Consider the following 17614-nt stretch of genomic DNA (forward strand, 5'->3'; position numbering starts at 1 on the left):
CAGGCCTACAGCCGTATGTGGAATCCGGGCCTTGCCGGGGCGTCTACGACTGCCCGTTGACGGGGTCGAAAGTCACCCGGAGAGTGAGATACGGGACTTCTCGCCCGGTGGTCCCGTCGCGTACCGCTCGGTAGGCATCGGGGGTTCACCGTATGCGCCGCATTCGTTGGGGGGACGTGCTGCTGTCCGCCGTCGCCGCCGTCGGCTGGTCCCTGATCGTGATGGCGGGGGCGGCCGGACTCGGGCTGCACCTGCTGGGCGCCGACGCCTCCGACGCCGCGGGAGGCTCGCTCGGCGCGATGACGGCCGCCGCGGTGGTCCTCGCGGTCGGTGGAACCGTGACCCCCTCGGGTGACGTCTCGGTCCTCGGAGTCACCGGTGCGGGGGCCGAAACCTCCCTGGACGTCATGCCCTTGGGGGTGTCGCTGGCCGGGGCGCTGGTCCTGGCGTCGCTGTTCCTGCGTTCCCTCCGGGCCGGGGCGGGCCACGGGGAGACGGCGGCCAGGGTGGCGGTCCTCGGGGCGCTGTTCGTGGCGACGGCGGGCGGGCTGGCGTGGGCGGGGCACGACGTGGTCACCCTCGACGGGACGCTGCCGCTGCCGAAGACCCCCGCGAAGGTCGAGATCCCGGGGATCGGGGACATCGGCGGGCTGCTCCCGGACCGCATCGGGGACCTGATCGAGACCCGGACCCGGGTGGGGTTCTCGGTGGAGCTCGGACCGACCCTGCTGGACGCGGGGGTGTGGGTGCTCGCCGTACTGGCGCTCGCGCTGCTGGTCTCGCGGCGCGGGCCGGCGGCCCTGGCCCGGCTGCGCCCGGCCGCCTCGGCGGTGGTGGCGATGCTGCTGGTCGCGGTGGCGGCCGGATGGGCGGCGGCGGTGTGGGCGGCGCTGGGCGACGACCAGCCGCGGCGGGTGCTGGGCGGAGCGCTGCTGGGGGCGCCGAACGGGAGCTGGCTGGGGGTGCTGCTGGGGCTGTTCGTGCCGGTGCGCGGCCGGGTCACGGGGGTTCCGGCCCGGCTGCTTCCCGATCCGCTGGACGATCTGCCGGCGGTGTCCGCGCGGGAGCCGGTGACGGTGGCCCGTCTCGGGGAGTACGACGAGCGGATCTGGCTGCTGGTCGCGGGGGCGGCCCTGCTGCTGCTCTACGCGGGCGTGCTGGCGGCCGTACGGACACCGGGGCGCGGGATCCTGGGGTGCGCGGCGCGGCTGTCGGCCTGTGCCGGGGTGGCGCTGGCGGTGCTGGTGCGGCTGACGGGGTTCTCGGCGGACGCCTCGCTCGCGGTGCTGGGTGTGGACGCGGTGGACGCGGGGGTGGAGCTGCGGGGGGACGTCCCGTACGCGCTGCTGCTGGGCGCGCTCTGGGGGGCGGTGGCCGGGGCGGCGGGTGCGCTGCTGACCCGCCGGCGCCGGGCGGGCCTGCCGGGCCGGGCCGGGCCGCCGGGGCCCGCGCCGGGGTGGCCCGACCCCGGCGCGCCGACGGCCGCGTACCCCGGGGCCGTACCGTACGGCGGGCCCGCGCGCGGCCCGCGGCCCGGAGCGGGCGGGGAGGCGGACGGCTCCTGGGACGTGACCGTGACCGGCATCCCGCCCTGGTCGCCCAGGCCGCCGAGACCGCCCCGCCGGGAGCCCTTCACTCCCCCTCCCCCGCCGGGGGCCCCGCCTCCCCCGCCGAGGCCGCCGAAGCCGCCGAAGCCACCGCGGTGAGGCCCGGCGGCCGCCGCCCGGTCGGCGCGACCGTTCAAGAGGTGGGACGGGGGTCCTGGGGCCCGGGTAGGGAAGATACGGTGAGGGCACCATGAGCGCATCGCAGACCTCCGACGTCCCCACCCTCCTCGTCAAGATCTTCGGCAAGGACCGTCCCGGGATCACCGCCGGGCTGTTCGACACCCTCGCCGCCTACTCCGTCGACGTCGTCGACATCGAGCAGGTCGTCACCCGTGGCCGCATCGTCCTGTGCGCCCTCGTCACCAAGCCCGCCGACGGAGCCGAGGGCGACCTGCGGGCCACCGTCCACAGCTGGGCCGAATCCCTCAAGATGCAGGCCGAGATCCTCTCCGGTACCGGTGACAACCGGCCGCGCGGCAGCGGCCGCTCGCATGTCACCGTGCTCGGGCACCCGCTCACCGCCGAGTCCACGGCCGCGATCGCCTCCCGGATCACCGAGACCGGCGGCAACATCGACCGTATTTTCCGGCTCGCCAAGTACCCGGTGACGGCGGTGGAGTTCGCCGTCTCCGGCGTCGAGACGGAGCCGCTGCGCACCGCGCTGGCCACCGCCTCCGCGCACATCGGCGTGGACGTGGCCGTGGTCTCGGCCGGACTGCACCGGCGGGCCCAGCGCCTGGTCGTCATGGACGTGGACTCGACCCTCATCCAGGACGAGGTCATCGAGCTGTTCGCCGCGCACGCCGGGTGCGAGGCCGAGGTCGCCGAGGTCACCGAGCGGGCCATGCGCGGTGAGCTGGACTTCGAGCAGTCGCTGCACGCCCGGGTGGCACTGCTCGCGGGCCTGGACGCGTCCGTCGTGGACAAGGTCCGCGCCGAGGTGCAGCTGACCCCGGGCGCGCGGACCCTGATCCGCACGCTCAAGCGGCTCGGCTACCAGGTGGGTGTGGTCTCCGGCGGCTTCACCCAGGTGACGGACGATCTGCGGGAGCGGCTGGGGCTGGACTTCGCCTCCGCCAACACCCTGGAGATCGTCGACGGAAAGCTGACGGGCAAGGTCACCGGCGAGATCGTGGACCGGGCGGGCAAGGCCCGGCTGCTGCGCCGCTTCGCCGCGGAGGCCGACGTACCGCTGTCCCAGACGGTGGCCATCGGCGACGGCGCCAACGACCTGGACATGCTGAACGCGGCCGGGCTGGGCGTGGCCTTCAACGCCAAGCCGGTGGTCCGCGAGGCCGCGCACACCGCGGTGAACGTGCCCTTCCTCGACGCGGTGCTGTACCTGCTCGGGATCACCCGCGAGGAGATCGAGGCCGCCGACCTGGCCTGAGCCCTGACCCCGACGAGCGCGAACGGGCCCCGGCAGCCGATGCGGCTGCCGGGGCCCTTCGGTGTCCTGGGACCGCTGGTCAGAGGCCCTTGGGGGTCCAGTAGTCGAGCAGTGTGCCCACGCCGTGTTCCACGGACTTCCACGATCCGGTGAAGGAGACCACGGCGAGGGCCGCGGTCGGGAAGCCCGTACGGGCCATACGGGTCTGGGTCTCGCCCTCCGCGCGCGCCGAGAGGGCGTCGGCGAGGGCGTGCATGCCGGGGTTGTGCCCGATGACGAGGAGGTCGGAGACCTCGTCGGAGGTCTCGTTGAGCAGGGCGATGAGCTCGCCCAGCGAGGCGTCGTAGAGCCTCTCCTCGTAGTGGGTCTTCGGGCGGTGCGGCATCTCCTGGACGGCGAGCTTCCAGGTCTCGCGGGTGCGGGCGGCGGTGGAGCACAGGGCCAGGTCGAAGACGATGCCGGTTTCGGCGAGCTTCAGACCGACGGCCGGCGCGTCCTTGCGGCCTCGTTCCGCGAGCGGTCGATCGTGGTCGGACACCTCGGGCCAGTCGGCCTTGGCGTGCCGGAGGAGGGCGATCCTGCGGGGTGTGTCGGCGCTCATGACTCCCAGCTTCCCACGAAACGAGCCACGGGGCGGTGGGTGTTGGGGGGCTCACCACGAAGGGGAGGGGGCGCGGGAGGTCAGCCGACGGCGCGCAGGACCCGCTCGGCGACCTGGACGAGGCCCGAGACCTCGCCGGTGGCCGCGTGGGCCTCGCCGGATCCGGCGAGGAGCAGCAGCAGGAGCCCGAAGGCGAGGGCGGGCAGGGCCAGTGCCCACCAGTGCAGCCGGGTGCCGGCGGCGGTGGTGGCGCGGGCCCGGGGGCCGGAGGGGCCCGGCGGGAGGGGCCTGATGTGCGTGGGGGCCGACATGGCCGCCTCCGTGAGTGTGGACCGGACTGACTCGCTGCCTACGAATCTATGGATCCGGGGCAGTGGTTCCCATCCGGGGCACACCCCACTTCACCCTGAGCCTGACCCCCTAGGGGTGGTGGGGTTAGCCCCACCCTCCCCGGGTGTCCGCCCTCACGGGGACACGGCGCTCAGGGGACACGGCGCACAGGGGCACGGCGCTCAGGGGGAGGCGATCGTGGCGATGACGGAGATGATCACGGTCACGGCGAGGAACGCGCCGAGCACGAGGCCGAGCTTCTTGCGGCCGTTCTGCGGGTTCGGTTCAAGTACGGGCGACATGCCGGTCAGTCTCCCATGCCGCATTCGTCCTCGATCGTGCGGTCCCGTCCGGCGAGGATGCCCAGCGCGATCTGCGGCACGAGCAGTCCGGCCATCAGGGCGAGCGGCAGGTCCCAGCCTCCGCTGTGCTGGTAGAGGGCGCCGATGAGGAGGGGCCCGGGGATGGAGATGAGGTAACCGGTGCTCTGGGCGAAGGCGGAGAGCTTGACCACGCCGGCCGGGGACTTGGCGCGCAGCCCGATGAGGGTGATGACGAGGGGGAAGGCGCAGTTGGAGATGCCCAGCAGGAGCGCCCAGGCCCAGGCTCCGGCGGCGGGGGCGAAGTAGAGGCCGAGGTAGCCGGTGAGGCCGAAGACGCCGAGGGTGACGGCGATGGCGCCCTGGTTCTTCATCCGGGCGGCGAGGCCGGGGATGACGAAGGCGAGCGGGACACCCATGACCATGGTGACGGCGAGGAGCACTCCGGCCGTGGAGGCGGAGACCCCGGCGTCGCGGAAGATCTGCGGGAGCCAGCCCATGGTGATGTACGCGCCGGTGGCCTGGAGGCCGAAGTAGCAGGCCAGGGCCCAGGCGGTACGGCTGCGGACGACCCGCGGGCCGGCCCCGGACCCGACGGGGCCGGCGGCGGCCCCGGCCCGGTCGGCACGCCGGGAGGCACGGGCGACGGGCAGCCAGGGCAGTACGGCGAGCAGGGCGAGCACGGCCCAGATCAGCAGGCCGGTGCGCCAGCTGCCGCCGAGGGCGTCGGTCAGCGGGACGGTCGCGGCGGCGGCGAGCGAGGTGCCGGCGGCCAGGGACATGGAGTACAGGCCGGTCATGGTGCCGACCTTGTCCGGGAAGTAGCGCTTGACGATCACCGGGAGCAGCACGTTGGTGAGGGCTATGCCGGCCAGCGACAGGGCGCTGGCGGCGAGGAAGCCGACGGCGCCGCCGGCGAAGGGGCGGATGAGCAGGCCGGTGGCGACCGCGGCCATGCCGGCGCAGACGACGGCGGCCGGGCCGAAGCGGCGGGAGAGCCGGGGCGCGGTGACGCCGAAGACGGCGAAGCAGAGGGCGGGGACGGAGGTGATCAGTCCGGCGACGGTGCCGCTCATGCCGAGACCCGTGCGGGTCTCCTCGAAGAGGGCGCCGAGGCTGGTGATGGCGGGCCGCAGGTTGAGGGCGGCCAGCACGATTCCGACGATGAGCACCGGTCCGAGCCAGGTGGGGACGGCCTGGGCGGGGGCGGGCAGGTGCTGGTCGGGGGCGGTGCGCACGACCGGCGGGCGGTTCATGGTCCGGATTTCTTCGTCGGGCATTCAACCATCATAGAATCATGGGATGATTGGTTGTCCAATCGCTCTTGAAGTCCCGTGACGTCTCGTGAAGTCTCTTGAAGTCCCCTGAAGTCACTCCGGAGAGGAACCCATGCCGCTGACCTCGCCTCGGCGCTCCGCACTCGTCGATCAGGTGATCGCCCAGCTGCGGAACCAGATCACCTCCGGCGAGTGGCCGGTCGGCGCCCGTATCCCGACCGAGCCGGAACTCGTCGAGCTGCTCGGGGTCGCCCGCAACACGGTGCGCGAGGCCGTGCGGGCGCTGGCGCACAACGGCCTCCTCGACATCCGGCAGGGCTCGGGGACGTACGTCATCGCCACCAGCGAGCTGGCCGGCGTGATGCACCGCCGCTTCGCCGGGGCCGAGCCGCGGCACATCGCCGAGCTGCGTTCGACGCTGGAGTCCTCGGCGGCCCGGCTGGCGGCGGAGCGGCGCACCGAGCGGGACCTCGTACAGCTGGACGCCCTGCTGGCGCGCCGTGAGGAGGCCTGGGCGGGCGGGGACGCGGAGGTCTTCGTGGCGGCGGACGTGAGTCTGCACATGGCGGTGGTGACCGCCTCGCACAACGACGTGCTGATCGAGCTGTACGCGGACCTCGGCGACCTGGTGGCCGACTGGCTGCGGGCGGACGTGGGGGCCGAGCTGCGCCCTTCCGCCCATCTGGACCACGCCCGGCTGATCGAGGCGATCCGGCGGGGCGACGGGGACGCGGCGGCCTCGGAGGCCGCCGGCTACCCCTTCGCCTGCCTCGGCAGGAACCCGGAGGACGCCCCGCTCACGGGCGCCGGTGGCTGACCCAGGCCGAGCGGACCTCTTTCCAGCAGCGGCCGACGAGCTCGGTCCGGCCGGCCGGGCCGACGGCAACGGCGACACCGTCGCCGTCCACGTCCCACCAGCGGTCGCACTCGACGTGCAGCCGTACGAGGTCGGTCTCCGGGTAGGCGTTGTGGCAGTACGCCGACACCTGCGAGCCGTGGATCACGGTGTCGCAGTCGGCGCCGAAGAGCTCGCCCCCGGCGGGCCGTACGGGCTGCGCGGGGGGTTCGACGGGGATGTCGGTGAACTCCACGACGGCGGGGGCCACCACCTCGGGGCCGGGTACGGGCTCCTCCCCCACGGGCTGCGCGGCGGCTCCGGGGACCATGAGTCCGGTCAGGATCACGGACGTGACCAGCACGGATACAGCTCGGCTCGGCCTCGCGCGCACTCCTACCTCCTCCCCGCAGGAGCCGAGAAGATCCCGGCTTGGTCAGTTTGCAGGTATCTGTCACGGTTTTCGACTCGGGAAGATCCAGTCGGCCGGTGAACATGCGATCGAACACGCCACCGCCGCAACGCGAAAACGGCGGCGGCCGCGCCTCCCGGAAGGGAAGCGCGGCCGCCGCCGTACGGATACGGGAGACCCGATCGGAGATCAGGCACCCATCGCGTGCAGGCCGCCGTCCACGTGGACGATCTCGCCGGTGGTCTTCGGGAACCAGTCCGACAGCAGGGCCACGACGCCCTTGCCCGTCGGCTCCGGGTCGCTCATGTCCCACTCCAGCATCGAGCGGGAGTTCCAGACGTCCGCCAGCTCCGAGAAGCCCGGGATGGACTTCGCGGCCATGGAGCCGATCGGCCCGGCCGAGACCAGGTTGCAGCGGATGTTCTCCTTGCCCAGGTCACGGGCGAGGTAACGGCTGGTGGCCTCCAGGGCGGCCTTGGCCGGGCCCATCCAGTCGTACTGCGGCCAGGCGAACTGCGCGTCGAAGGTGAGGCCGACGATGGCCGCGCCCTCCGCCGGGAACAGCGGCTTGCAGGCCATGGCCAGCGACTTCAGCGAGAACGCCGAGACGTGCATGGCGGTGGCCACCGACTCGAACGGCGTGTTCAGGAAGTTGCCGCCGAGGGCGTCCTGCGGCGCGAAGCCGATGGAGTGGACGACGCCGTCGAGGCCGCCGAGCTCGTCGCGGACGAGGCCCTCCAGGCGGGCCAGGTGCTCGTCGTTGGTGACGTCGAGCTCGATCACCTTGACCGGCTTCGGCAGCTTCTTCGCGATGCGCTCGGTCAGCGACGGACGCGGCCACGCGGTGAGGATGACCTCGGCGCCCTGCTCCTGGGCCAGCCGGGCCGTGTGGAAGGCGATGGAGGACTCCATCAGCACACCCGTGATGAGGATGCGCTTGCCCTCGAGAATTCCGCTCATGGTGATCAGTGACCCATGCCCAATCCGCCGTCAACGGGAATGACGGCTCCGGTGATGTACGCGGCGTCGTCGGACGCCAGGAAGCGGACGGCTGCCGCGATCTCCTCGGGCTGCGCGTAACGGCCGAGCGGCACCTGGCCCACGATGCCCGCGCGCTGCTCGTCGGTGAGCACCTTCGTCATGTCGGTGTCCACGAAACCGGGGGCGACGACGTTGAAGGTGATGTTGCGGGAACCCAGCTCGCGGGCGAGGGAGCGGGCGAAGCCCACCAGCGCGGCCTTGGAGGCGGCGTAGTTGGCCTGGCCGGCCGAGCCCAGGAGCCCGACGACCGAGGAGATCAGGACGACGCGGCCCTTCTTGGCACGGAGCATGCCACGGTTCGCGCGCTTGACCACCCGGAAGGTGCCGGTGAGGTTGGTGTCGAGGACGGACGTGAAGTCCTCCTCGGACATGCGCATCAGCAGCGTGTCCTTGGTGATGCCGGCGTTGGCCACGAGCACCTCGACCGCGCCGTGCGCGTCCTCGATCTCCTTGTAGGCCTGCTCCACCTGCTCGGAGTCGGTGATGTCGCACCGCACCGCCAGGACACCGAGCGAGGTGAGCGCCTCCGGCGGCTCACCCGACCGGTACGTGATCGCGACCTTGTCGCCGGCCTCCGCGAAGGCTTGGGCGATGGCGAGGCCGATGCCCCGGTTTCCTCCGGTGACGAGAACCGAGCGGCTCAACGGATCACCCTTTCGCTAGCGGTCTGAATACCAAAAACCTATAGGTCGCATCGCTCGTACGGAGAATCGACCCCCGACAGGGCCTTGCGACCGGCTCTGTCGAATCCCTACAGAAAGATGTAGGCACAAGGGCCCCGATCGCGACATGATCGGGGCGACCGGCTCCGACCACGGGAGGACTTCCGTGCCCCATTCCATCGACGCGGCCTTCACCGCGCTGCCCCTGCGGGCGCTCGCCGACGCGGCGCTCGCCCGGGCCCGCGCGCTGGGCGCCGAGCATGCCGACTTCCGGCTGGAGCGGATCCGCAGCGCCTCCTGGCGCCTGCGGGACGCCAAGCCCTCCGGTGGCTCCGACACCACCGATCTCGGGTACGCGGTCCGGGTCGTGCACGGGGGCAGCTGGGGATTCGCCTCCGGTGTGGACCTGACCATGGACGCCGCCGCCAAGGTGGCCTCGCAGGCCGTGGCCATGGCGAAGCTGTCCGCCCAGGTGATCAAGGCCGCCGGTTCGGACGAGCGGGTGGAGCTCGCCGACGAGCCGGTGCACGCCGACCGGACGTGGATCTCCGCGTACGACGTGAACCCCTTCGAGGTGCCGGACTCCGAGAAGGCCGCACTGCTCGCCGACTGGAGCGCGCGCCTGCTGGCGGCCGACGGGGTGGCCCACGTGGACGCCTCGCTGCTCGCCGTCCACGAGAACAAGTTCTACGCCGACACCGCGGGCACCTCGACCACGCAGCAGCGGGTCCGGATCCACCCGCAGCTCACCGCGGTCGCCGTGAACGGCACGACCGGCGAGTTCGACTCGATGCGCACCATCGCCCCGCCCGCCGGCCGCGGCTGGGAGTACCTCACCGGCACCGGCTGGGACTGGAACTCCGAGCTGGAGCAGATCCCCGGCCTGCTCGCCGAGAAGATGCGGGCGCCGAGCGTCGAGGCCGGCCGCTACGACCTGGTGGTGGACCCGTCCAACCTGTGGCTCACCATCCACGAGTCGATCGGCCACGCCACCGAGCTGGACCGGGCGCTGGGCTACGAGGCGGCGTACGCGGGGACCTCCTTCGCCACCTTCGACCAGCTGGGCAAGCTCAGGTACGGCTCCCCGATCATGAACGTGACGGGTGACCGCACCGCCGAGCACGGGCTGGCCACCGTCGGCTTCGACGACGAGGGCGTCCAGGCGCAGAGCTGGGACCTGGTCAAGGACGGCACCCTGGTCGGCTACCAGCTGGACCGGCGGATCGCGAAGCTGACCGGCCTCGGGCGCTCCAACGGCTGCGCCTTCGCCGACTCCCCCGGGCACGTGCCGGTCCAGCGGATGGCGAACGTCTCCCTCCAGCCGGATCCGGGCGGGCTCTCGACCGAGGACCTGATCGGCGGGGTGGAGCGCGGGATCTACGTGGTCGGCGACCGCTCCTGGTCGATCGACATGCAGCGCTACAACTTCCAGTTCACCGGGCAGCGGTTCTTCCGGATCGAGAACGGCAAGCTGGCCGGGCAGCTGCGCGATGTCGCGTACCAGGCCACCACCACCGATTTCTGGGGCTCGATGGAGAAGGTCGGCGGCCCGCAGACCTACGTCCTGGGCGGCGCCTTCAACTGCGGCAAGGCCCAGCCGGGCCAGGTGGCGTCGGTCTCGCACGGCTGCCCGTCCGCGCTGTTCCGCGACGTGAACATCCTGAACACCACGCAGGAGGCCGGGCGATGAGCTCGTCGATTCGCATCACCAAGCCCCACGAGATCGTCGAGCGGGCGTTGGAGCTGTCCACCGCCGACGGCTGCGTCGTCATCGCGGACGAGGGGTCGAGCGCCAATCTGCGCTGGGCGGGCAACGCCCTGACGACGAACGGCGTGACCCGCGGCCGGACCCTGACGGTCATCGCCACGGTCGACGGCAAGGAGGGCACGGCCTCGGGGGTCGTCTCGCGCTCCGCCGTGACCGCGGACGACCTGGAGCCGCTGGTCCGGGCCGCCGAGGCGGCCGCCCGCGGGGCGGGCCCGGCCGAGGACGCCCAGCCGCTGGTCACCGGGACCCCGGCCTCGCCGGACTTCACCGACGCCCCGGCCGAGACGAGCTCGGCGGTCTTCGCGGACTTCGCCCCGGCCCTCGGCGAGGCCTTCGCCCGGGCCCGCGAGGGCGGCCGGGAGCTGTACGGCTTCGCCAACCACGAGCTGGTCTCCACGTATGTCGGCACCTCGACGGGCCTGCGGCTGCGCCACGACCAGCCGAACGGCACCCTGGAGCTCAACGCGAAGTCCCCGGACCGGCAGCGCTCCGCCTGGGCGGGCCGCTCCACCCGGGACTTCAAGGACGTGGACCCGACCGTGCTGGACGCGGAGCTCGCCGTGCGCCTCGGCTGGGCGGAGCGGAAGATCGACCTGCCCGCGGGCCGGTACGAGACCCTGCTGCCGCCGACCGCCGTGGCCGACCTGCTGATCCACCAGATGTGGTCGGCGGCGGCCCGGGACGCGGTGGAGGGCCGTACGGTCTTCTCCAAGCCCGGCGGCGGCACCCGGCTCGGCGAGAAGCTGTCCGGACTGCCGCTCTCCCTGCGCAGCGACCCGAACGCGCCGGGCCTGGAGTCCGCGCCGTTCGTGATCGCGCACAGCTCCGGCGACGACGCCTCGGTGTTCGACAACGGCCTGCCGGTCCCGGCGACCGAGTGGATCGCGGACGGTCACCTGAACCGGCTGAGCACGACCCGGCACACGGCGGGCCTGACCGGGATGCAGCTCTCCCCCGGCTTCGGGAACCTGATCCTGGACGCGGGCGGCGAGAAGTCGCTGGAGGAGATGGTCGCGTCCACCGAGCGGGGTCTGCTGCTGACCTGCCTCTGGTACATCCGCGAGGTGGACCCGGCGACGCTGCTGCTCACGGGCCTGACCCGGGACGGCGTCTACCTGGTGGAGAACGGGCAGGTGGTCGGCGAGGTCAACAACTTCCGGTTCAACGAGTCCCCCGTGGACCTGCTGTCGCGGGCCTCGGAGGCCGGCCGGACCGAGAAGACCCTGCCGCGCGAGTGGAGCGACTGGTTCACGCGCGCCGCGATGCCGGCGCTGCGTATCCCCGATTTCAACATGAGTTCGGTGAGCAAGGGCGTCTGACCACCTAGAATGTGCGGGTAGACCCCTCATCCACGTCCCTACTCACTCCATCTCTCAAGGAGAGTCACGACCGTGACTGACATCGTCGACGAACTGAAGTGGCGCGGGCTCTTCGCCCAGTCCACCGACGAAGAAGCCCTGCGCAAGGCCTTCGCGGACGGTCCGGTCACCTTCTATTGCGGCTTCGACCCGACCGCGGCCTCGCTGCACGTGGGGCACCTGGTCCAGGTGCTCACCGTGCGCCGGCTCCAGCAGGCCGGCAACCGGCCGCTGGCGCTGGTCGGCGGGGCCACGGGGCAGATCGGCGACCCGCGACCGACGGCCGAGCGGACCCTGAACGACCCGGAGACCGTCGCGAACTGGGTGACCCGGCTGCGCACCCAGATCGAGCCGTTCCTGTCCTTCGAGGGCGAGAACGCGGCGCTCATGGTGAACAACCTGGACTGGACGGCGGGCATGTCCGCCATCGAGTTCCTGCGGGACATCGGCAAGCACTTCCGCGTCAACAAGATGCTGACGAAGGACTCGGTCGCCAAGCGGCTCGACTCCGACCAGGGCATCAGCTACACCGAGTTCAGCTACCAGCTGCTCCAGGGCATGGACTTCCTGGAGCTGTACCGGCGCTACGGCTGCGTGCTCCAGCAGGGCGGCTCCGACCAGTGGGGCAACCTGACGGCCGGACTCGACCTGATCCACCGGGTCGAGCCGGGCGCGGTCGTGCACGCGCTGGCGACCCCGCTGATGGTCAAGGCGGACGGCACCAAGTTCGGCAAGTCCGAGAGCGGGGCCGTGTGGCTCGACCCGGAGATGACCACGCCGTACGCGTTCTACCAGTTCTGGCTGAACGTGGACGACCGGGACATCTCCACCTACATGCGGATCCTGTCCTTCAAGTCCCGTGAGGAGCTGGAGGAGCTGGAGGCGCAGACCGCCGAGCGGCCGCAGGCGCGCGCCGCCCAGCGGGCGCTGGCCGAGGAGCTGACGACGCTCGTGCACGGCGCCGACCAGTGCGCCGCCGTGATCGCCGCGTCGAAGGCACTGTTCGGTCAGGGCGACCTGGCGGAGCTGGACGAGGCCACGCTGGCCGCGGCCCTGTCCGAGCTGCCGCACGCCCAGGTGACGGAGCCCGGCCTCGTGGTGGACATGCTCGCGGAGACCGGCCTGGTCGCGAGCAAGTCGGCCGGCCGCCGGACCGTGAAGGAGGGCGGCGCCTACGTGAACAACGCGAAGGTCACCGCCGAGGACGCGGTCCCCGCCAAGGAGGACCTGCTCCACGGGCGCTGGCTGGTGCTGCGCCGGGGCAAGAAGAACCTGGCCGCGGTGGAGGTCACCGGCGCCTGACGCCTCGCAGGGCGCGTGAGCACGGCAGAACACGGCGGAGGGGCCGGTTCGGACTCCCCCAGCTACCGCTGGGAGGTACCCCCTGGGTCCGGCCGGCCCCTCCGTCATGACCCGCGGATGGCCCGCGGTGCGTCATGTCGTCTGCCGCTTGCCCTTGATCGCTCCGTACATCATCTCGCCGAGCGCGACGATGACGACCGCCCCGACGATCTGCAGCAGGTGCCGGGTCCAGTCGATGCCCGCGGTCTCACCGACACCGATCCAGGTGGCCACCGCATTGCCGAGGACGGCACCGGCGATACCGAAGAGGGTGGTCAGCCACAGCGGCTGGTGCTGCTTGCCCGGCAGGATGGCCTTGGCTATCAGCCCCAGCACGAAACCGACGATGATCGCCCACAACCAACCCATGTCGAGCCTCCTCCTGGCGCGTTGTGCGCACGTGCGCCCAGTGTCGGCCCATCCGGCGTACGACGCATTTCGGACAGTGCCGTACGGGGGTCCCCCCTCTCCTCCCGGCCCGGGGGCGGGCGTACCGTGGGAGGGTCCGGGCCGGGAGTGCCCGGTTGGCGATCGGGTGGTGGAGCGTGGAGCGGACGAAGCGGCAGAAGCGGAACGGGGCCGAGGTCTTCCGGATCACCGGTGCCCGGATGGGTCTCGCCGAGGACGTGCGGGGCCGCCAGCGCCGGTACGTGATCTCGATGACGATCAGGACCCTGTCGGTCATCGCGACCGTGCTGTTGTGGAACGTGCAGCGCCCGGTGGCCATCGTGACGCTCGTGGCCGGAGCCCTGCTCCCCTACGTTGCCGTGGTCATCGCCAACGCCGGGCGCGAGTCGACGCCCTCGCTGCCCTCGCACTTCGCCCCGGCCCCCGTGCGACCGGCACTGGACCCGGGAAACCTCAAGAAGAGCTCAGATCAATCGTGAAGTTCCGGTGCACTCCACCGGGTCCTGCGTGACATACTGCTCACGCGCTCCGCATCCCCCGTCGGAGCGACGGACCGACGCCGGGCAGCTCCCCCCGTGGCTGCTCGGCGTCGCCATTCCGTTCTAATGTGGGGCTGTGACTTCCTCCAGCGCCGCCGGCCCCGAAGAGAACCCCACCTGCTCCGCCAAGGGCTGCCGCGACGCGGCCGTGTGGGTCCTGGCGTGGAACAACCCGACGCTGCACACGCCGGAGCGGCGCAAGACCTGGCTGGCGTGCGAGGAGCACCGCGAACACCTCTCCCAGTTCCTGGGGGTCCGCGGTTTCCTCAAGGACGTCGTGAAGCTGGACGAGTGGGTGCAGCCGGAGGGCTCGGACCGCCCGCGCTGACCTGGCTTGAACCGACCGGGACCCGGACTCGGGTCCCGGGACCCGGGACCCGGTCAGCCGCCGATCGCGGACATCGGGCGGTCGGGCTGCAGGAAGGACGGGTCGTCAAGACCGGACCCGGCCTTCTTGCCCCACATCGCGACCTTCCAGAGCCGCGCGATCTCCTCGTCCGGGGCGCCCGAGCGCAGGGCCGCGCGCAGGTCCGACTCCTCGGTGGCGAACAGGCACGTACGCACCTGGCCGTCGGCCGTGAGCCGCGTACGGTCGCAGGCGCCGCAGAACGGCCGGGTGACCGAGGCGATGACACCGACGGTGGCCGGGCCCCCGTCGACCACCCAGCGCTCGGCCGGGGCGGATCCGCGCTCGACGGCGCCTTCCTCGGTGAGCGTGAAGCGGGTGCGCAGGGACTCCAGGATGTCTCCGGCGGTGATCATGCCGTCGCGCTTCCAGCCGTGCTGGGCGTCGAGCGGCATCTGCTCGATGAAGCGGAGCTCGTACTCGTTCTCCACGGCCCAGGCCAGCAGGTCGGGGGCCTCGTCGTCGTTGAGGCCGGGCATGAGCACGGCGTTGACCTTGACGGGGGTGAGGCCGGCCTCGCGGGCCGCGGCCATGCCCTCGATGACGTCCTTGTGCCGGTCGCGGCGGGTGAGGGTCTTGAAGACCTCGGGCCGCAGGGTGTCCAGGGACACGTTCACCCGGTCCAGCCCGGCGGCCTTCAGGGCCTGCGCCGTGCGCTTGAGACCTATGCCGTTGGTGGTCAGCGACATCTTGGGGCGGGGCTCCAGGGCCGCGCACCGCTCGACGATACCGACCAGACCGGGCCGCAGCAGCGGCTCTCCGCCGGTGAACCGGACCTCGGTGATCCCCAGCTGCGTGACCGCGATGCGGATCAGCCGGACGATCTCGTCATCACTGAGCAGGTCCGACTTGCCGAGCCACTGCAGCCCTTCTTCGGGCATGCAGTAGGTGCAGCGCAGATTGCACCGGTCGGTCAGTGAGACGCGCAGGTCAGTGGCCACGCGGCCGTAGGTGTCGAGAAGCACTGTGGGCCCCCTCCCCTGTCCGGAAGTAGAGGTACGCGCGGACATTGGATCTACTTCACGCGTTCTATTTCGAGACTACGGGACCCCTGTGTCATCCAGAGGTGCCCGAATGAACGAGACGTAACGTGGCCGCGTCGTAGAGATCTACGACGCGGCCACGCTGGGTGTTCGGACGATGTCAGTGCGCCCCGGTTCCGGTGAGGGATCGCACTTCCAGCTCGGCGAACTTCTGGGGGTCGGCCTTCTCCTTGGAGAGGGCGGTTCCCAGCCAGCCCAGCAGGAAGCCGAGGGGGATCGAGATGATCCCCGGGTTCTCCAGCGGGAACCAGAAGAAGTCCGCGTCCTTGAACATCGAGGTGGGCTTTCCGGACACGACCGGGGAGAACAGCACCAGGCCGACCGCCGAGATCAGTCCGCCGTAGATGGACCAGAGCGCGCCCTGGGTGGTGAAGCGCTTCCAGAAGAGGCTGTAGAGGATCGTCGGCAGGTTCGCGGAGGCGGCGACCGCGAAGGCGAGCGCGACCAGGCCGGCCACGTTCAGGTCGCGGGCCAGTGCGCCTAGGCCGATGGCGACGGCCCCGATGACGACGGTGGACCAGCGGGCCGCGCGCATCTCCTCCTTCTCGGTGGCCTTGCCCTTGCGGATCACGTTCACGTACAGGTCGTGCGCGAAGGACGAGGAGGAGGCGAGGGTGAGGCCCGCGACGACGGCCAGGATGGTGGCGAAGGCGACCGCGGAGATCACGGCCAGCAGGATGGCGCCACCCGTGGAGTCGGGGCCGCCGCCGACGGCCTGGGCGAGCAGGGGTGCGGCGGTGTTGCCGGCCTTGTTGGACTTGATGATCTCGTCGCGGTCGAGCAGCGCCGCGGCGCCGAAGCCGAGGGCGATCGTCATCAGGTAGAAGCCGCCGATGATGCCGATGGCCCAGAGGACGGACTTACGGGCGGCCTGCGCGGTGGGCACCGTGTAGAAGCGGATCAGGATGTGCGGCAGGCCCGCGGTGCCGAGGACGAGGGCGAGGCCGAGCGAGATGAAGTCCAGCTTCGAGGTCGGGTCCTTGCCGTACTTGAGCCCGGGTTCGAGGAACTTCGTCCCCTGTCCGCTGTTCTCGGCGGCCTTGCCCAGCAGGTCGGAGATGTTGAAGTTGAACTTCACCAGCACCAGGAGGGTGATCAGCAGGGCGCCCGCGATCAGCAGCACCGCCTTGATCATCTGGACCCAGGTGGTGCCCTTCATGCCGCCGATGGTCACGTAGACGATCATCAGTACGCCGACCAGCGCGACGACGGCCACCTTGCCGCCGTCGCTGGTGATGCCCAGGAGCAGCGAGACGAGCACGCCGGCGCCGGCCATCTGGGCGAGCAGGTAGAAGATCGAGACCACGATGGTGGAGGTGCCGGCGGCGGTACGGACGGGCCGCTGGCGCATCCGGTACGCGAGGACGTCGCCCATCGTGTAGCGGCCGGAGTTGCGCAGCGGCTCGGCGACGAGCAGCAGGGCGACCAGCCAGGCGACGAGGAAGCCGATCGAGTAGAGGAAGCCGTCGTAGCCGAAGAGGGCGATGGCTCCGGCGATGCCGAGGAAGGACGCGGCGGACATGTAGTCGCCGGAGATGGCGAGGCCGTTCTGGAAGCCGGTGAACTGGCGGCCGCCCGCGTAGAAGTCGGCGGCACCCCGGGTCTGGCGGCCGGCCCAGACGGTGATGATCAGGGTGGCGACGACGAACAGCCCGAACAGGGTGATGATCAGCGGGCGGTGCTCGGAGGCTCCCGCTGCGAGCGTCGTCAGGTGCGTCGCGCCGCTCATTCGGCGGCCTCCATCCGCGCCTTGATGGCCTCGGCCCTGGGGTCGAGCTGCGCGGCCGCGTGCCGTGCGTAGAGCCAGGCGATCAGGAAGGTCGTCGCGAACTGGGCGAGGCCGAGCACGAGGGCGACGTTGATGTTGCCGAAGAGCTTGGTCCCCATGAAGCCGCCCGCGTAGTTGGACAGCAGGACGTAGAGCAGGTACCAGGCGATGAAGGCCACGGTGAGCGGGAAGGCGAAGGAGCGGTAGGAGCTGCGCAGTTCGGCGAACTCCGCGCTCTGCTGGACGCTCGCGTAGTCGTCTGCCGTGGGGGCGGCCGGTGGCGTTCCCGCGCTGCCCGGCGGCGGCGCTGCTTCGGTGGTCACGGGGGGATCTCCTTGTGACGCGGGTGCGGTGGGGACGACGGACAAAACAACCTCCGTGTGGGGGGACGGTGGTGCCGATCCCCCCTGTCAACGGCACGGACGGCGCGGCAGGACGGTTCAACACCCGTTGATTCTTCGGGAACTGATTTCTCGAACTGATGGCGTAGAGGGGAACGGCGACGCTA

Annotated in this window: 19 protein-coding genes; 8 read left to right on the forward strand and 11 right to left on the reverse strand. The window is 71.4% G+C overall.

All coding sequences use genetic code 11. From position 1 onward, the window contains the following. Positions 1–152: 152 nt before the first annotated feature. Entirely contained in the window at positions 153–1706 is a 1554-nt protein-coding gene (locus tag ACFY04_RS40340) for a streptophobe family protein (protein WP_389125473.1), read from the forward strand. Between the two features lie 91 nt (positions 1707–1797). Further along, positions 1798–2997, forward strand: coding sequence for a phosphoserine phosphatase SerB (serB, locus tag ACFY04_RS40345; protein WP_314249220.1), 1200 nt, complete (start codon positions 1798–1800; stop codon positions 2995–2997). Between the two features lie 79 nt (positions 2998–3076). Here serB and ACFY04_RS40350 read toward each other — a convergent pair whose 3' ends face one another. The 4 genes from ACFY04_RS40350 to ACFY04_RS40365 all read right to left on the reverse strand — a co-directional run bounded on the left by ACFY04_RS40350 (position 3077) and on the right by ACFY04_RS40365 (position 5528). Further along, positions 3077–3598, reverse strand: coding sequence for a SixA phosphatase family protein (locus tag ACFY04_RS40350; protein WP_389125476.1), 522 nt, complete (start codon positions 3596–3598; stop codon positions 3077–3079). Between the two features lie 80 nt (positions 3599–3678). Beyond that, on the reverse strand, positions 3679–3909 hold the full coding sequence (locus tag ACFY04_RS40355) for a hypothetical protein (protein WP_373042964.1): 231 nt from the start codon (positions 3907–3909) through the stop codon (positions 3679–3681). A gap of 201 nt (positions 3910–4110) precedes the next feature. Next, the gene (locus ACFY04_RS40360; RefSeq protein ID WP_252120216.1) at positions 4111–4230 is read right to left on the reverse strand and encodes an SGM_5486 family transporter-associated protein; all 120 of its coding nucleotides are present in this window, start codon (positions 4228–4230) and stop codon (positions 4111–4113) included. Between the two features lie 5 nt (positions 4231–4235). Further along, positions 4236–5528 (reverse strand): CynX/NimT family MFS transporter, encoded by a 1293-nt coding sequence (locus ACFY04_RS40365; protein ID WP_389125479.1) that lies wholly within the window; start codon positions 5526–5528, stop codon positions 4236–4238. A 109-nt stretch (positions 5529–5637) separates the two neighbouring features. Here ACFY04_RS40365 and ACFY04_RS40370 point away from each other — a divergent pair, with 109 nt between their 5' ends. Beyond that, positions 5638–6342, forward strand: a complete 705-nt coding sequence (locus tag ACFY04_RS40370) for a FadR/GntR family transcriptional regulator (RefSeq protein WP_389125481.1) — start codon at positions 5638–5640, stop codon at positions 6340–6342. Here ACFY04_RS40370 and ACFY04_RS40375 read toward each other — a convergent pair. The 3 genes from ACFY04_RS40375 to fabG form a co-directional block, all read right to left on the reverse strand. After that, positions 6323–6754 carry a hypothetical protein gene (locus tag ACFY04_RS40375; protein WP_389125484.1) on the reverse strand — a complete coding sequence of 144 codons (432 nt, stop codon included), beginning with the start codon at positions 6752–6754 and terminating at the stop codon, positions 6323–6325. The genes ACFY04_RS40370 and ACFY04_RS40375 overlap by 20 nt on opposite strands. Before the next feature lie 207 nt (positions 6755–6961). Continuing rightward, positions 6962–7732, reverse strand: a complete 771-nt coding sequence (gene fabI, locus ACFY04_RS40380) for an enoyl-ACP reductase FabI (RefSeq protein ID WP_389125486.1) — start codon at positions 7730–7732, stop codon at positions 6962–6964. Between the two features lie 5 nt (positions 7733–7737). Beyond that, positions 7738–8457 carry a 3-oxoacyl-[acyl-carrier-protein] reductase gene (gene fabG / locus ACFY04_RS40385; RefSeq protein WP_030016879.1) on the reverse strand — a complete coding sequence of 240 codons (720 nt, stop codon included), beginning with the start codon at positions 8455–8457 and terminating at the stop codon, positions 7738–7740. 145 nt (positions 8458–8602) lie between these two features. On the opposite strand from fabG, the gene ACFY04_RS40390 reads away from it, so the two are divergent. The 3 genes from ACFY04_RS40390 to tyrS all read left to right on the forward strand — a co-directional run bounded on the left by ACFY04_RS40390 (position 8603) and on the right by tyrS (position 12903). Next, positions 8603–10165, forward strand: a complete 1563-nt coding sequence (locus ACFY04_RS40390) for a TldD/PmbA family protein (protein ID WP_389125488.1) — start codon at positions 8603–8605, stop codon at positions 10163–10165. Continuing rightward, positions 10162–11562 (forward strand): metallopeptidase TldD-related protein, encoded by a 1401-nt coding sequence (locus tag ACFY04_RS40395; protein ID WP_389125491.1) that lies wholly within the window; start codon positions 10162–10164, stop codon positions 11560–11562. Before ACFY04_RS40390 ends, ACFY04_RS40395 begins: the two co-directional genes overlap by 4 nt. 72 nt (positions 11563–11634) lie before the next feature. Further along, entirely contained in the window at positions 11635–12903 is a 1269-nt protein-coding gene (gene tyrS / locus ACFY04_RS40400; protein WP_389125494.1) for a tyrosine--tRNA ligase, read from the forward strand. 132 nt (positions 12904–13035) lie between these two features. Here tyrS and ACFY04_RS40405 read toward each other — a convergent pair whose 3' ends face one another. After that, positions 13036–13311: a GlsB/YeaQ/YmgE family stress response membrane protein gene (locus tag ACFY04_RS40405; protein ID WP_314249200.1), complete on the reverse strand. Its 276-nt coding sequence runs from the start codon at positions 13309–13311 to the stop codon at positions 13036–13038. Between the two features lie 239 nt (positions 13312–13550). On the opposite strand from ACFY04_RS40405, the gene ACFY04_RS40410 reads away from it, so the two are divergent. Together ACFY04_RS40410 and ACFY04_RS40415 are read left to right on the forward strand one after the other, a co-directional pair. Continuing rightward, positions 13551–13829, forward strand: coding sequence for a DUF3099 domain-containing protein (locus ACFY04_RS40410; protein ID WP_389125540.1), 279 nt, complete (start codon positions 13551–13553; stop codon positions 13827–13829). Between the two features lie 136 nt (positions 13830–13965). Beyond that, entirely contained in the window at positions 13966–14217 is a 252-nt protein-coding gene (locus tag ACFY04_RS40415) for a hypothetical protein (protein WP_389125496.1), read from the forward strand. A 53-nt stretch (positions 14218–14270) separates the two neighbouring features. Here the strand turns inward: ACFY04_RS40415 and moaA are convergent, their stop codons facing one another. From moaA to ACFY04_RS40430, 3 genes are all read right to left on the reverse strand, one after another. Then, complete coding sequence (gene moaA / locus ACFY04_RS40420) at positions 14271–15260, reverse strand: GTP 3',8-cyclase MoaA (RefSeq protein WP_030010460.1); 990 nt, start codon at positions 15258–15260, stop codon at positions 14271–14273. A 178-nt stretch (positions 15261–15438) separates the two neighbouring features. After that, on the reverse strand, positions 15439–17067 hold the full coding sequence (locus tag ACFY04_RS40425; RefSeq protein WP_389125499.1) for a cation acetate symporter: 1629 nt from the start codon (positions 17065–17067) through the stop codon (positions 15439–15441). After that, a complete protein-coding gene (locus ACFY04_RS40430) occupies positions 17064–17429 on the reverse strand; it encodes a DUF485 domain-containing protein (protein ID WP_389125502.1) in 366 nt (121 codons plus the stop codon). The genes ACFY04_RS40425 and ACFY04_RS40430 overlap by 4 nt, the downstream gene beginning before the upstream one ends. Between the last annotated feature and the right edge of the window lie 185 nt (positions 17430–17614).

It is taken from the genome of Streptomyces sp. NPDC001549, assembly GCF_042894025.1.
GTDB classification, from domain to species: Bacteria; Actinomycetota; Actinomycetes; order Streptomycetales; family Streptomycetaceae; genus Streptomyces; species Streptomyces kutzneri.

What these genes read in the sequence shown, in the direction of transcription:
- ACFY04_RS40340 (WP_389125473.1), top strand. Translation starts at nt 153, where the DNA reads ATGCGCCGCATTCGTTGGGGGGACGTGCTGCTGTCCGCCGTCGCCGCC.
- serB (WP_314249220.1), top strand. Translation starts at nt 1,798, where the DNA reads ATGAGCGCATCGCAGACCTCCGACGTCCCCACCCTCCTCGTCAAGATC.
- ACFY04_RS40350 (WP_389125476.1), bottom strand. Translation starts at nt 3,598, where the DNA reads ATGAGCGCCGACACACCCCGCAGGATCGCCCTCCTCCGGCACGCCAAG.
- ACFY04_RS40355 (WP_373042964.1), bottom strand. Translation starts at nt 3,909, where the DNA reads ATGTCGGCCCCCACGCACATCAGGCCCCTCCCGCCGGGCCCCTCCGGC.
- ACFY04_RS40360 (WP_252120216.1), bottom strand. Translation starts at nt 4,230, where the DNA reads ATGTCGCCCGTACTTGAACCGAACCCGCAGAACGGCCGCAAGAAGCTC.
- ACFY04_RS40365 (WP_389125479.1), bottom strand. Translation starts at nt 5,528, where the DNA reads ATGCCCGACGAAGAAATCCGGACCATGAACCGCCCGCCGGTCGTGCGC.
- ACFY04_RS40370 (WP_389125481.1), top strand. Translation starts at nt 5,638, where the DNA reads ATGCCGCTGACCTCGCCTCGGCGCTCCGCACTCGTCGATCAGGTGATC.
- fabI (WP_389125486.1), bottom strand. Translation starts at nt 7,732, where the DNA reads ATGAGCGGAATTCTCGAGGGCAAGCGCATCCTCATCACGGGTGTGCTG.
- ACFY04_RS40390 (WP_389125488.1), top strand. Translation starts at nt 8,603, where the DNA reads ATGATCGGGGCGACCGGCTCCGACCACGGGAGGACTTCCGTGCCCCAT.
- ACFY04_RS40395 (WP_389125491.1), top strand. Translation starts at nt 10,162, where the DNA reads ATGAGCTCGTCGATTCGCATCACCAAGCCCCACGAGATCGTCGAGCGG.
- ACFY04_RS40405 (WP_314249200.1), bottom strand. Translation starts at nt 13,311, where the DNA reads ATGGGTTGGTTGTGGGCGATCATCGTCGGTTTCGTGCTGGGGCTGATA.
- ACFY04_RS40410 (WP_389125540.1), top strand. Translation starts at nt 13,551, where the DNA reads ATGGGTCTCGCCGAGGACGTGCGGGGCCGCCAGCGCCGGTACGTGATC.
- ACFY04_RS40425 (WP_389125499.1), bottom strand. Translation starts at nt 17,067, where the DNA reads ATGAGCGGCGCGACGCACCTGACGACGCTCGCAGCGGGAGCCTCCGAG.